This window comes from Lysinibacillus zambalensis, assembly GCF_040183165.1.
Classification (GTDB): domain Bacteria; phylum Bacillota; class Bacilli; order Bacillales_A; family Planococcaceae; genus Lysinibacillus; species Lysinibacillus zambalensis.
In genome coordinates this window covers 187,320-201,473 of sequence record NZ_JBEGDG010000006.1, presented here as the reverse complement: position 1 = coordinate 201,473, position 14,154 = coordinate 187,320, and the positions used below count along the sequence as shown (strand labels likewise).

Annotated in this window: 14 protein-coding genes; 13 read left to right on the top strand and 1 reads right to left on the bottom strand. The window is 36.4% G+C overall.

What is annotated here, in order from left to right; translation table 11 throughout:
- Positions 1–28: 28 nt before the first annotated feature.
- The 8 genes from ABNX05_RS10655 (at position 29) to ABNX05_RS10620 (ending at position 9,237) form a co-directional block, all read left to right on the top strand.
- On the top strand, positions 29–1,573 hold the full coding sequence (locus tag ABNX05_RS10655; RefSeq protein ID WP_349659705.1) for an oligosaccharide flippase family protein: 1,545 nt from the start codon (positions 29–31) through the stop codon (positions 1,571–1,573).
- Positions 1,552–2,568: a glycosyltransferase family 2 protein gene (locus ABNX05_RS10650; protein WP_349659704.1), complete on the top strand. Its 1,017-nt coding sequence runs from the start codon at positions 1,552–1,554 to the stop codon at positions 2,566–2,568. Before ABNX05_RS10655 ends, ABNX05_RS10650 begins: the two co-directional genes overlap by 22 nt.
- Positions 2,569–2,721: 153 nt before the next feature.
- Positions 2,722–3,447 carry a YveK family protein gene (locus ABNX05_RS10645; RefSeq protein WP_349659703.1) on the top strand — a complete coding sequence of 242 codons (726 nt, stop codon included), beginning with the start codon at positions 2,722–2,724 and terminating at the stop codon, positions 3,445–3,447.
- The gene (locus ABNX05_RS10640) at positions 3,447–4,160 is read left to right on the top strand and encodes a CpsD/CapB family tyrosine-protein kinase (RefSeq protein ID WP_349659702.1); all 714 of its coding nucleotides are present in this window, start codon (positions 3,447–3,449) and stop codon (positions 4,158–4,160) included. The genes ABNX05_RS10645 and ABNX05_RS10640 overlap by 1 nt, the downstream gene beginning before the upstream one ends.
- A 210-nt stretch (positions 4,161–4,370) precedes the next feature.
- Entirely contained in the window at positions 4,371–5,168 is a 798-nt protein-coding gene (locus tag ABNX05_RS10635; RefSeq protein WP_349659722.1) for a TIGR00282 family metallophosphoesterase, read from the top strand.
- An 883-nt stretch (positions 5,169–6,051) separates the two neighbouring features.
- Positions 6,052–6,318, top strand: a complete 267-nt coding sequence (locus ABNX05_RS10630; protein ID WP_004224903.1) for a stage V sporulation protein S — start codon at positions 6,052–6,054, stop codon at positions 6,316–6,318.
- A gap of 313 nt (positions 6,319–6,631) precedes the next feature.
- A complete protein-coding gene (locus ABNX05_RS10625; RefSeq protein ID WP_349659701.1) occupies positions 6,632–8,371 on the top strand; it encodes a 2-oxoacid:acceptor oxidoreductase subunit alpha in 1,740 nt (579 codons plus the stop codon).
- Complete coding sequence (locus ABNX05_RS10620) at positions 8,371–9,237, top strand: 2-oxoacid:ferredoxin oxidoreductase subunit beta (RefSeq protein ID WP_079560540.1); 867 nt, start codon at positions 8,371–8,373, stop codon at positions 9,235–9,237. The genes ABNX05_RS10625 and ABNX05_RS10620 overlap by 1 nt, the downstream gene beginning before the upstream one ends.
- An 89-nt stretch (positions 9,238–9,326) precedes the next feature.
- Here the strand turns inward: ABNX05_RS10620 and ABNX05_RS10615 are convergent, their stop codons facing one another.
- Positions 9,327–9,467, bottom strand: a complete 141-nt coding sequence (locus tag ABNX05_RS10615; RefSeq protein ID WP_349659700.1) for a hypothetical protein — start codon at positions 9,465–9,467, stop codon at positions 9,327–9,329.
- Between the two features lie 298 nt (positions 9,468–9,765).
- Here ABNX05_RS10615 and ABNX05_RS10610 point away from each other — a divergent pair, with 298 nt between their 5' ends.
- The 5 genes from ABNX05_RS10610 to ABNX05_RS10590 are packed head-to-tail and all read left to right on the top strand — an operon-like array spanning position 9,766 to position 14,026.
- Positions 9,766–10,473, top strand: a complete 708-nt coding sequence (locus ABNX05_RS10610; protein WP_349659699.1) for a lantibiotic protection ABC transporter ATP-binding protein — start codon at positions 9,766–9,768, stop codon at positions 10,471–10,473.
- 1 nt (position 10,474) lies between these two features.
- Positions 10,475–11,203 carry a lantibiotic immunity ABC transporter MutE/EpiE family permease subunit gene (locus ABNX05_RS10605; protein ID WP_349659698.1) on the top strand — a complete coding sequence of 243 codons (729 nt, stop codon included), beginning with the start codon at positions 10,475–10,477 and terminating at the stop codon, positions 11,201–11,203.
- Positions 11,204–11,206: 3 nt separating this feature from the next.
- A complete protein-coding gene (locus ABNX05_RS10600) occupies positions 11,207–11,962 on the top strand; it encodes a lantibiotic immunity ABC transporter MutG family permease subunit (protein ID WP_349659697.1) in 756 nt (251 codons plus the stop codon).
- A 28-nt stretch (positions 11,963–11,990) separates the two neighbouring features.
- Positions 11,991–12,653 (top strand): response regulator transcription factor, encoded by a 663-nt coding sequence (locus ABNX05_RS10595; protein ID WP_349659696.1) that lies wholly within the window; start codon positions 11,991–11,993, stop codon positions 12,651–12,653.
- Complete coding sequence (locus ABNX05_RS10590) at positions 12,641–14,026, top strand: sensor histidine kinase (RefSeq protein ID WP_349659695.1); 1,386 nt, start codon at positions 12,641–12,643, stop codon at positions 14,024–14,026. Before ABNX05_RS10595 ends, ABNX05_RS10590 begins: the two co-directional genes overlap by 13 nt.
- Positions 14,027–14,154: the final 128 nt, after the last annotated feature.

Sequence of the window (14,154 nt, the reverse complement as noted above, 5' to 3'; positions counted from 1 at the left end):
AAAGGACAAGTGGAGGCAAGGTGGAGTAATGAAGGAAATTCGGATGGGTGCTATTCTCTCTTACTTATCTATTGTTTGTACGTTTATAGTAGCAATTGTGTTTACCCCTATTATGATTCGAATTCTTGGTCAAGAAGAATACGGATTATACACATTAATTACAGTTTTTGTTGGATATTTAACAATATTAGATTTTGGTTTAGGGAATGCAATTATTCGTTATATTTCTAATAATCGAGTAGTCGGGGATAAGGAGATGGAAGCTAGATTAAATGGCTTTTTTCTGCGACTTTTTTCGATTATAGGTGTGTTTACACTTGCCATCGGTTGTTTTGTATATTTCCAAGTCGAGACAATTTTTGGACAAAGCTTATCTTCATTGCAAATCGAAAAGGCGAAAGTAATGGTAATGGTGATGACCGTAAGCTTTGCCTTACAATTTCCATTAAGTGTTTTCTCTTCAATACTTCAAGCCTATGAAAAATTCATACTAATTAAGTTAACTTCATTTATAAAAGTAATAGTACAACCGTTACTGATGCTGTTTTTCTTGTTACAAGATGCTGATGCAGTGGGGATGGTTTATATTGTAGCTAGCTTAAATGTATGTGTATTAATAATAAATTCTATTATTTGTTTGAAAACTTTAAAAGTACGATTTATCTTTTCTGGTTATAATCCAGGCCTTATAAAAGAAATATTCGTCTATTCATTTTTTTTGTTTGTGACAGTCATAGTGGATAAAATTTATTGGCAAACTGACCAAGTATTACTAGGGATTATGAAAGGAACAGAAGATGTAGCCATTTATGCAATTGCTATACAATTTATTATGATTTTTATGGCACTAGCACTTGCCATAAGTGATTTGTATTTGCCAAAGATTTCAATGTTGGTGACACAAGCAGATGGTCTAATGGAGATTAATCGGTTATTTGTCAATGTTGGCGCCATTCAGCTAATGATTCTTGGATATGTACTAAGTGGCTTTTTTTTATTTGGTAAAACTTTTATCTCATTATGGATAGGTGATGAATATTTAATCGTCTATCCGATCGTACTGATCATCATGTTGCCTTTCTCAGTCGATTTAATTCAAAATATAGGTTTGAGTGTGTTAAAGGCAAAAAACATGTTTAAGTTTCGAACGGTATTGTTAATTACACTTGCTAGCACAAATTTTATTCTATCTATTCCTGCCATCTATTTTTTCGGGGTTATTGGAACAGCAATCATAACTGCGGTATCGTTATTTATTGGGAATGTATGTATTATGAATGTTTACTATGCAAAAAAAATACAACTGAATATTAAAAGATTTTGGTTACGCATTAGTAAGCTTTTCGTATCTATTGTTATTGCGTCCCTTTTAATGCAAGTTATACTAATTGTTTTCCCACTTTCGAATACTTGGTACATTCTAGGACTGTATATTGCCTTATACAGTATGATTTTTGGTATATCTTTGTTCATATTTGGAATTTCTACTTCTGATCGAAAATATTTAATTGGAAAAATGAAAATGCTCAGCCTAGCTGGAGGGGTGAAATTTTGGGGTCAGAAATCCTCGTAACTGTTATTATACCGGTATATAACGCAGCATCGTATTTAAAGAAATGTCTAGCAAGTATTTGCCAACAAACGTTAAAGCCAATCGAAATTATTGCGATTAATGACGGCAGTACTGACGATTCTCTTTCTATTTTACATCAATTTGCCTTACAAGATCAGCGAATAATCATTCATAATAAATCAAATGGTGGGGTTAGTCATGCAAGAAATATAGGGATTAACAAGGCTAGAGGTCAATACGTTACGTTTGTCGATGCGGATGATTGGATAGAGCCATCTATGTTGGAACGATTATATAACGCTATTCAAGAAACAGAAACTGAAATAGTTAAATGTGACGTTTTTGTAGATGGGAAAAATGATGGCAATCGTCTGAACTATCCGTCGACAGCAAATGCACTTTTTGACCCTCAGAAATGTTTGCATTTATTATTTACTGAATTTCATGAAAAACATTTCGGTTTTGCTTGCTGCAAATTGTATTCTAAAGCCTTTCTTGATCAATTTGGAATTCGATTTGAAGAGGATATGAATTTTTCTGAAGATGTTTTATTCATTACAAAAGCGATCACAAAGAGTACGACAATTTGTTATGTGCCTCAGCAGCTTTATCATTACAATGTGTTGCCACAGCAATCATTAACGAGAAGCTACCGTAAGAATGAGCGAGAAAAATATGATGTAATCTATGAACGTATTCGTGAGACATTAGTAGCTGAAAATATTTTTACATCCATTGAAACTAGCTTTAATGGATATGTATTTTCAGGTTTAGTAAATTTAACACTTCATTTGCAGGGTTCCCCATATAAGGGGCTCCATTTATTAAAAGAGATTAAAGAAGAAATAGTCAGTTTTGTTGATGACTACCCTCATGTTCTCGAGTTAAATCCAATAAAATTTTCATTGAAAAAGAAGCTCTATTATCAGCTGTTGAAAAAAAATGCTGTATCTACGCTAGCATTTATCATTTTTTTATCGATGAGGAAAAAATGAATTACTTGTTGTATTAGGAATAACATAGGACATAAATTTATATAATAAATATATAATTGAGTATTTCATTTTACTAGCTACTATAACAATAAACTATGAATATCACACTCCATTACACAAATTTAGATAGTTTAGGGGAAGGAGATATATTCGATGGAGAATTCTATTCAAGTAAAGGCGATAGTAAAAATCTTACGAAAACGTATACTTCTTATTCTTTCGATAATCGTAATCGCGATGGCATTGGCTGCTTATGTTAGCTACTATGTCATCACACCCGTATATCAGGCTGAAACTCAAATATTAATCAATCAAAAAAATACTGATCAACAACAAATGTATACGGGTGCGTATTCAATTGAGACAGATTTACAATTAATAAATACGTATAATGTCATTATAAAAAGCCCAGCTATTCTATCAAAAGTAATTGAAGAGTTGAAATTAGAATTATCTCCCGAACAATTAGCAGAAAAAATTACAGTCAATAATGAAAGCCAATCACAAGTAGTTTCTATAAAGATTCTTGATGAAAAACCAGCACGTGCGGTGGAGATTGCCAATACGATAATAGATGTCTTTAAAGAAGATATTCAAAAACTGATGAACGTAGATAATATCAATGTCCTTTCAGTAGCTAAATTAGCTGATGATCCACAACCAGTGAAACCGAAAAAAATTCTAAATATTGCGATTTCTGGTTTTCTTGGACTACTTTTAGGAACAGGTATTGCATTTAGTGTAGAATTTTTCGATTCAACAATAAAGACAGAGCAAGAAATTGAAGAGCTATTAAATTTACCGATATTAGGTTTTGTAAGTTCAATAAAAGAAGGCAGAGGATCTATCTCTACTAGAAGAGGGAGACGAGTCACATAATGTTTAAAATGAAAAATAAAAAAAAGAAAGCATTAGCGATGATGCAACGGAAACTATTGACTAACGTACACACAACTTCTATCATTTCTGAGCAGTTTCGAACAATTAGAACAAATTTAAAATTTGCACTCCCTAATTTATCGTGTAAAACAATTTTAGTGACATCATCTATCCCTGGTGAAGGAAAGACAACGAATGCAGCAAATATTGCAATCGTTTTTGCTCAAGAAGGTAAAAAAGTTTTATTAGTGGATGCTGATATGCGAAGACCTGCTATCCACTATACATTTGAATTGCTTAATATTTCAGGTCTATCAAGTGTATTGATACAAAATGACACGTTGAGCGAAGCGATACAAGAAACGTTTATAGAAGGATTATTTGTCCTCACTAGTGGACCAATCCCACCTAATCCTGTAGAGCTTCTTGCTTCAGAAATGATGGATACGTTAATAGAAAAAATGATAGCTTATTATGATGTAATTATCTTTGATACGCCGCCTGTTAATTCTGTGACCGATGCACAAATTTTGGCGAATAAAACAGATGGTGCACTACTTATTGTTAATACAGGAGTAGTAGAGAAATCTAGTGTTGTCAAAGCAAAAAATTCCTTACTAGTAGCACAAGCGAAAATATTAGGCGTTGTTATGAATAACTATGCTCTGCCCAAAGAACAATATAAGAGCCAGTATTATCATACAAGAAAATAGAAAACAGAAAACAGCAACGTCCGTCTGACAAGTACCTAATAGCTTGTCAGTTTTTTATAGACAATCAGAAAGAGTATCAGCGCCTACATCTTCAAGCCTATTATAAAAAGCATTCATCTGTTAAATACGCTAGACGGACATAATTTTGCGTTTGTCTTTGAATTGGTGGTAAAATATAAGGTGCTAATTAATGAAAGTGTGGTTATGAAAATGAAAGTTTTATTTATTGGGGATATTGTAGGTTCAATCGGCCGAGATGCAGTGGAAAAGTATTTACCACGCTTAAAGAAAAAATATAACACAGACGTTGTTATTGCCAATGGTGAAAACGCAGCGGCAGGACGTGGAATTACGCGTAATATTTATAATGACCTATTGCAAATGGGTGTAGATGTTATTACGATGGGCAATCACACTTGGGATAATAAAGATATTTTTGATTTTATAGATGATGCAGATTATTTAATACGCCCTGCAAACTTTTCAAGTGATGCACCAGGTAAAGGTATGGTGCAAATTTCAAAAAACGGTGTAACACTATCTGTTATTAATTTACACGGTCGAGTGTTTTTACCTCCTCATGAGGATCCATTTGCGATGGCAGAGAAATTAATCGAAGAAGCGCATAAAACGTCACCGCTTGTATTCGTGGATTTTCATGCAGAAGCGACAAGTGAAAAAATTGCACTTGGATGGCATTTAGATGGAAAGGCTTCGGCAGTAGTTGGTACACATACACATGTTCAAACAGCTGATGCACGAATTTATCCAAATGGAACAGCCTATATTACGGACGTTGGTATGACAGGTCCATACGATGAAATTTTAGGGATGACGAAGGAAAGTGTCATTTATAGATTCCAAACAAACATGCCATCTCGTTTTGAAGTGCCTAAAAAAGGACGCGATGTGTTAAGTGGTTTCTTTGTAGACATTGATGATAAAACAGGAAAAGCTCGTCATTGTGAGCGAGTGTATATAAACGAAGATTATCCGTTCCAAGCATAAGAAGAGAAACTATTGTGTATGTAAAAAATGCACAATAGTTTTTTGTTTTGAAAATTTGTTAATTCAATGAAATTAAAGCATCATAATAAAATATGACTCTTCGGAAAAACGAGGGGTTGATTTCCGCTCCGACTAGGCGCTTTCCTGGGGGCGTCCGATGAGCCGCTTCACTCGCGATGCTCGCTCCAGGGTCTCGGGCCAACAGGATGTTGGTCACGAAGGCGTTATCACAGGATGTGATGCTCTTAGCCTTCGTTCCACTATCGCTAATCCACAAGGAGTCGCCCAGTCTCCGCTACAATCAACCTCTTCATTTAGCATGTATTTTCTGGCATGTTAATCTAATTTATAGGGATAAAATCAAGCTTCAACAAGATGTGTTATTTGTGCGAAAGCGAAGCGACAGCAACGACAGATATACAATCACCTTAACTGTTTTAAGTTTCTATTCTGAAGAGAGTAACCATTAAGGTTCACTTTTAAAATACTTAAATTTTATAAAAGTTCTATACTATTGTTGATTGCAGTGGAAGGCTACTCGACACCCGTGGGATAGCGAGACAGGCGAGACCCTGCACGGAGCGAATGTTTTCCGTGCGAAAGCGAAGCGTCAGCGACAAAGCGAGTAGCCTGGAACGGAAATCATTTTATGTTTTACTAAGGAGCCCTAAGTTAATTATTATGGCGCCTTTATTTCAATGACAAAGTAATTTTTTTTCATTAATTATCAGTCTTTTTAGATTGTTTTGATATATAAGAAATGAAAATAGTCTATTTCGTACTCGTCGAGCATAAAATGACCTATCGACAATAACTTGAGGTCCAAAAGGGGGACATGAGTTGTTGAGCGTAAACACTATTCGCGAAACGGGGAGGAATAATTGTGGATTCATTAAAAGTATCATCACGCTCTAATCCAAATTCAGTTGCAGGTGCATTAGTCGCGGTAATCAGAGAAAAAGGGCAAGCAGAAATGCAGGCAGTTGGGGCAGGTGCACTTAACCAAGCCGTAAAAGCAGTGGCCATTGCACGCGGATTTGTAGCGCCAAGTGGCACAGATTTAATTTGCGCACCGGCGTTTGCCGATATTTTAATTGCTGGTGAGGAACGTACAGCCTTAAAGCTTCTTGTGGAAAAACGTATTCGATAAAAAAAGTAATTGAAGTAAAATGCCTTGCACATAATAAGATGCAAGGCATTTTTGCGTTTATATAGACAATAAGGATATCAGGAAGAGAATTCCTCATGCTCTACATACTAACATGTTAAATGTCACTTGAAATCAGCACATTATTTTTTTAAACTAAATTGATTTGAAAATTACAACTTTATGAACGCCATTTTCAGTCAAAGGTCTGAATTTCGCTGAAATCGCGTAATAACAATAGTGCAGACCGTTTCTTCGTGTTAAACTTATGAAGGAAAAATAATAGTATATACATTGGATCTAAGGAGTTGTTGACATGTTACATCAGCTTTCATGGAAAGTCGGTGGGCAACAAGGTGAAGGGATTGAAAGTACAGGGGAAATTTTCTCAATGGCAATGAATCGTTTAGGTTACTTCCTATACGGTTATCGTCATTTCTCTTCTCGAATTAAAGGTGGCCATACGAATAATAAAATTACAGTTCGTCCAACAGAAGTACGTTCAATTGCGGATGATTTAGATATTTTAGTAGCGTTCGACCAAGAAACAATCGACGTCAATTATAAAGAGTTAACAGAAAAAGGAATTATTTTAGCGGATGCAAAATTTGATCCAGTGAAGCCAGAAGATTCAAAAGCGCCATTATTTGCGGTACCTTTTACAGAGGTAGCGGCAGAGTTGGGTACTTCGTTGATGAAAAATATGGTGGCAATCGGGGCAACAGCTTCTCTGCTAAATCTAGAAGACGAAGTGTTCCAAAATGTTGTAGATGATATTTTTGGCAGAAAAGGTGAAGAAGTTGTTCAGAAAAACATGGAGGCAATTACACGCGGCCATGAATTAATGAATGAGCTTTTAGGCGATCGTGTAGGTGAATGGGCTTTAGCACCAGCAGATGGTAAACGCCGTATGTTCATGATTGGGAACGATGCAATAGCACTTGGTGCACTTGCAGCTGGGACACGCTTAATGGCAGCTTACCCAATTACACCAGCTTCTGAGATTATGGAATACCTTATTAAAAAATTACCGAATTTCGGTGGTACGGTTATTCAAACAGAAGACGAAATTGCTGCAGCGACAATGGCAATTGGGGCAAACTTTGGTGGTGTTCGTGCCTTTACAGCTTCAGCTGGTCCTGGTCTTTCATTAATGATGGAAGCAATTGGTCTTTCAGGTATGACAGAGCAGCCACTAGTAGTTGTTGACACACAACGTGGTGGTCCATCAACAGGGTTACCAACAAAACAAGAGCAATCAGATTTAATGGCGATGTTATATGGTACGCATGGTGAAATTCCTAAAGTTGTGATTGCACCTTCTACAATGGAAGAAGCATTTTTTGACACAATCCAAGCGTTTAACATTGCGGAAGAATTACAATTACCAGTTATTTTAATGACTGACTTGCAACTATCTCTAGGGAAACAATCTGTAGAGCCATTCGATTACAATAAAATAGAAATTCGCCGCGGTAAAATTGTTACTGACGACATTGAAGAAGCAGCTGATAAAGCATACTTCAAACGTTATGAGAATACAGAAGACGGTATTTCACCACGTGTGCTACCTGGTACATTAAATGGTATTCACCATGTAACAGGGGTTGAGCATGATGAAACAGGTAAGCCATCTGAAGCAACTGGTAACCGTCAAGTACAAATGGATAAACGTTTCCGTAAGCTAGAGGCATTGAAATTTGATAATCCAGTATTTTCAAATACGCCACACGAAGAAGCGGATATTTTATTAGTCGGCTTTAACTCAACACGTGGAGCTATTGAAGAAGTACAAGAACGATTAAATGCTCAAGGTATGAAGGTGAATCATGCACATATTCGTTTAATTCATCCATTCCCATCTGCTGAAGTGGCACCACTTGTAGCAAAAGCGAAAAAAGTAATCGTTGTAGAAAATAACTACACAGGTCAATTAGCAAATATTATGAAGATGAATATTGGTGGTCACGATAAAATCGAGACGATCACAAAATACAATGGTACACCATTCTTGCCAGGTGAATTAGAAAATCGTGTGAAGGAGTTGACTCGCTAATGGCAACATTTAAGGATTTTCGTAATACAGTGAAACCAAACTGGTGCCCAGGCTGTGGTGACTTCTCTGTACAAGCAGCGATTCAGCGCGCCGCGGCTAACGTTGGTATCGAACCAAACGAATTAGCAGTTATCTCTGGGATCGGCTGTTCTGGTCGTATTTCAGGTTACATTAATTCTTACGGTTTCCATGGTATTCATGGCCGTGCATTACCAATTGCACAAGGTTTGAAAATGGCTAACCGTGATTTAAACGTTATTGCTTCTGGCGGTGACGGAGATGGCTTTGCGATTGGTATGGGTCATACAATCCATTCCATCCGTCGCAATATTGACATCACATACGTTGTTATGGATAACCAAATTTATGGTTTAACAAAGGGGCAAACATCTCCACGTTCTGCTGCAGGATTTATTACAAAATCTACGCCAGGTGGTGCGATTGAACCTTCACTAAAACCATTAGAAGTCGCTTTAACTAGTGGAGCTACATTTGTGGCACAAGGCTTCTCAACAGATATTAAAGAGTTAACAGCTTTAATTGAAGCGGGCATTAATCATAAAGGCTTCTCATTCATCAACGTATTCTCACCTTGTGTTACGTATAACAAAGTGAATACGTATGATTGGTTTAAAGAAAACTTAACGAAGCTTGCTGATATCGAAGGCTATGACAATGCTGACCGTGCTATGGCAATGCGTACAGTGATGGAGCATGAAGGTTTAGTAACAGGTATTATTTATCAAGATACGGAAACAGCTTCATATCAAGAAAAAGTACCAGGCTACTCAGAGCTACCATTAACAGATATTGATATTAATATGAGCGAAAATGATTTTAATAAATTAGTGAAAGAATTTATGTAAATCAAATATTATACAACATGATAAAAAGCATTTGGGATGTCCTCATTCCAAATGCTTTTTATTTTTGAAAGACAATTATGTCAATAAAATTAATGTGTTAAAACATTGTTGCTGTCGCTTTGCTTTCGCACAAACAAAACCAAAACCTGCTGTTGCTGTCGCTTTGCTTTCGCACAAACAAAACCTGCTGCTGCCGCTACGTTGCACTCACGCTTTCGCGCAAAAGACATCTGTTGGCCTGAGACCCTGGAGCGAGCACCGCGAGTGAAGCGGCTCATCGGACGCCCCCAGGAAGCTTTGCTCTGTGCGAAAGCGTAGCGACAGCAAATGTTTTATCTGTGTGAAAGCGTAGCGACAGCAACAACAACAACAACAACAACAAAGCGCCCAGCCGGAACGGAAATCAACCCCTCGTTTTGCCGACAAAATAAATTTTCATAGTGAGATCTACAAAAAAAGTTCGCTATCCTTATAAAATCCTTATAATCATTTTTTACACTATAATCATCGAAAGGAAGATGATTATAGATGGAAGATATTATTTTACAAACAGAAAATCTTAGTAAAGGCTTTAAGGGGCAAAAAATTGTAGAGGATCTGTCGTTAACGATACGACGTAATACTGTTTATGGTTTACTCGGTCCTAATGGTGCTGGGAAATCAACAACGTTAAAAATGATTTCGGGGATGCTGCGTCCGAATGCAGGAAAAATACTTTTTAATGGACGTGAATGGAATCGTAATGATTTAAAAGACATGGGTGTATTAATTGAAACACCACCTCTTTATGAAAACTTAACGGCAAGAGAAAACCTCAAGGTTCGAACGATCGCCCTCGGGTTGCCACAGTCACGTATAGATGAAGTATTAAAAATTGTTGATTTGACTAATACGGGAAAAAAACGAGCAGGACAGTTTTCCTTAGGAATGAAACAGCGCCTTGGAATCGCTATTGCTCTATTAAACTACCCGAAGCTTTTAATTCTTGATGAGCCGACAAATGGTCTCGATCCGATCGGCATTCAAGAGCTTCGTAAACTAATTCGATCTTTTCCAGAGCAAGGGATTACGGTCATTTTATCTAGCCATATCCTGTCAGAGGTAGAACAGGTCGTTGATGAAATTGGGATCATTGCAGGAGGAAAATTAGGTTATCAGGGAGTTGCCCCACAAGGTCAGGAATTAGAATCATTATTTATGCAAGTAGTGACTGCTAATAGAAAGGCAGGCATGTAACATGATATCAATTATGAAGGCCGAAAGATTAAAGTGGAAAAAGACTTTTATTGTTAAATTAGTTTGGCTAGCACCCATTGTGGCGATAGTACTAACTGCATTTTTAATGGGAGGCAGTTTTTTTCAAAAGGGTGCTTATAATTGGTGGTATACAATGCTCTTACCAGGTGCTCTGACGATATGTTGTGCAGTAGTGGTGGAAAAAGATGCTAAATTAAAATACCATAGTATTCTCGCAATGCCGATTGATCTGAAGAAGATTTGGTTTGGCAAAATACTTGCATCTAGTGCCTGGTTGTTATTAATTTCACTTATTTTCTTTTCAGGAATTACTGTTGGTGGAATACTTTTTGGCAAGAGCTTTTCTTTCATAAATAGTCTTACAGGTAGTTTGTTAATTTTCGTAACGTTTTTATGGCAAATTCCACTTTGTTTATTCCTTGCAGCAAGATTAGGGACTTATACGGCTATTTTTATAAATTTAGTCGGCAATATTGCTGGTATGATTGCGTTTTCAAATGGGGATTTTTGGTATAGTGTTCCTTACGCCATTACAGCAAGACTAATATGTCCAACATTAGAGATTTTACCAAATGGTCTGCCAGTGCCTGAAGGTAGCCCGTTATTAAGCATGTCGGTTATAGTTCCAGGTATATTAATTGCTTTAACATGGTTTGCATTAATTAGCTTCTTTACTGCACGTTGGTTTCAGAAAAGGGAGGCGAAATAGTTCATGGTAATGTTAAGATTACTGAGAGCAGAGTTTCTTAAAACAAAAAGAACGCCATTTTTGTTCACACATCTAATTGTACCTATTATTATCTCAGGGATTTTTTTAGCATACTATACTTATTCACCGTGGGGTTTTAATGATAGGGTAACGGCTTATCTTCAAGCAGTAGCATGCGGGTTTCCAATTATTATTGGATTAGTTTGTGCAATGGCAGCGGAGCAAGAAGCAAATGCAGGACATTTTCAGGGGACGCTAACAGCTACTAAAACAAAAATAGTGTCCTATTTAAGCAAGTTGCTACTGTTATTGTTATTTAGTTTTGGAGCAATATTACTGTCTTTTGGTATTTTTAGTGTTGGCTTTATTGAACTTTTGCATGAAGATACTTTTGGTTATCGATTTTATTTTATAGCTGGATGTATTCTATTTGTAAGCTTTGCATTTTTATATATTTTACATTTTTTTGTTAGTCTTCATTTTGGTAAAGGTGCCTCAATCGGATTAGGTATTGTGGGATCACTAATAGTAGCCTTATTACTCACTGGATTAGGTGATGGCATTTGGTCATTTATACCTTATGGTTGGGGTGGTCACTTTGTTTCATTATGGACAATGAAAGCGTCAGGGGTTGACTTATCAATAGTGGAAGTAGGACTACAGGAAGGTATTATTGCTTCAGTATGCGGAACATTGTTCGCATTAGTCCTTTCTTGTTTTTGGTTTTGGAAATGGGAAGGAAGAAAATCTGATAATTAGGGTATGAAGAAATGATGAGGGTAGAAATATGGCAAAAATATTAGCAGTAGATGATGAAAAAGATATTTTAATATTGATAAAAAATGCATTACTAAAAGACGAGCATTTAGTAACGGCAATTTCTGATGCGACAGAAGTTAGTAAAATGGATCTTGGAGCCTTCGATTTAATTTTACTGGATGTGATGATGCCTGAAATAGATGGATTTACTCTATGTGGTCAAATACGTCATGCTGTAGATTGTCCCATCCTTTTTTTAACGGCTAAATCATTGGAGGAAGATCTAATGTATGGTCTAGGTCTTGGAGCTGATGATTATATTATCAAGCCGTTTGGAATTGGGGAGCTACGTGCAAGAGTGAATGCGCATTTGAGACGCGAAAAAAGAGAAAAACGTAGTATCCTTTTAGTAGATAACATTCACTTCAATTTATCTGGTAAAGAACTGTTTGTAAATGAGGAGAAGGTAATGCTGACAAAAAGCGAATATGAAATATGCGAATTTCTAGCTCGGAATCGAGGACAGGTGTTTTCGAAGGAAAAGATTTATGAAGCTATTTTTGGGTTTGATGGGAAGAGTGACAGTACTGCCATTACTGAGCATATTAAAAATATCCGTTCAAAGCTACATGCCTTTAATATTGACGTCATTGATACTGTTTGGGGGATCGGATATAAATGGAGACAGTAAAGCCCGCTAAAGGGACAAGGCTACATACTTTTTTTCTTCGATATCTCCTTTTCCTAAGTTTAGGCACCATTCTGTTAGTAGTACTGTTAATCGGTTTAACGTTGTTTGCTCTTTCTACTAACATCGTATTACCAGCAAATTATGCAGAAACTCAAATTTCATTATCTAGGGATCGTATTGCGTCTAGTAGTTCGGTTACAGATGAAATTATTCCAGACCTCGTGGACTACGCTGTTTTTTCTAAAGATGGACAATTTCTTTCAGGGAATCTTTCAGAAAAGGAAGCTTTTAAAGCTTGGGTTGCAATGAAAAAAGAGAAAGCTCAAAGTATCAACCAATTTTACTCGTTTATAGAGCGAGAAAATGAGGTTTGTATATTACGATATTATTTAGTACCTCAGTATCGTTCAGAAATTTTGAGAAAATATTTGCCTAACCCACAGCTTTTAGATATTCTGCTATTTATTGTAGGGGTTGTAACTCTAGCAACTGTCCTTGCAATCCATTTTGGAAGAAATCTAAAGAAAAAAATGTTTGGCTTGCAGGAAGCGATTGAAAAAATACAAAATCAAAATTTGGATTTTAAAATAAATACTTCAGGAATTCGTGAAATAGATGAAATATCCATTTCTCTTGAGCATATGAGGGAAGCTTTAAATAGCTCTTTAAAACAGCAATGGGAATCAGAACATACCCGTCGAGAACAAATTTCTGCTCTAGCCCATGATCTGAAAACACCTCTTACAATTATTCGGGGGAATGCAGAACTTTTACAGGATACTGAACAAGATGAAATACAAAGAGAATATAATGACTATATTCTGAAAAATACAATGGAAATAGAAAAATTCACGAAAGAGCTGATTGATTTATCGAAAATGAAAAATAATATTGCCCGTGAAAAAACGAATGTTAAAACGGATGTATTTATGACAGAAGTAGAGCATCAAATGAGAGCTCTTTCGTTGGAAAAAAAACTTCAAGTAGTTGTCCAAAAGGAAATGCTGCCCGTACTTATATGGATCGAAGAAGAGCAGTTCTATCGAGCTTTGATAAATGTTATTGCTAATGCGGTAGAGCACACACCTGAAAAAGGCAAGGTAACATTAACTGTGCAAGGTGCTGCTGATGTGATTCAATTTAACGTTACCGACAGCGGCTGTGGATTTTCTCCGAAGGATTTAAAAGAAGCTACCAAACAGTTTTATCGCGGAGACCCAAGTAGAAATGCAGGAAATCACCATGGGATGGGGCTATATATTGCCCAATCAATTGTTCAGAGTCATAGTGGAACACTGCAAATTGATAATGATTTAGCAGCAGGTGGAGGAAAAGTGACCATTACAATCCCAATCAATTTCACCTTGAAGTAATTGCTTTACTGTCACTTTGCTTTCGGAAAGTAAACCTCACGTTAAGGGATGAGTTTAATAAAATAGTTAGTTAACACTATTGATAAAATAACATGTGAAAAGAATGATTTTGGCAAATGTGCTAATAT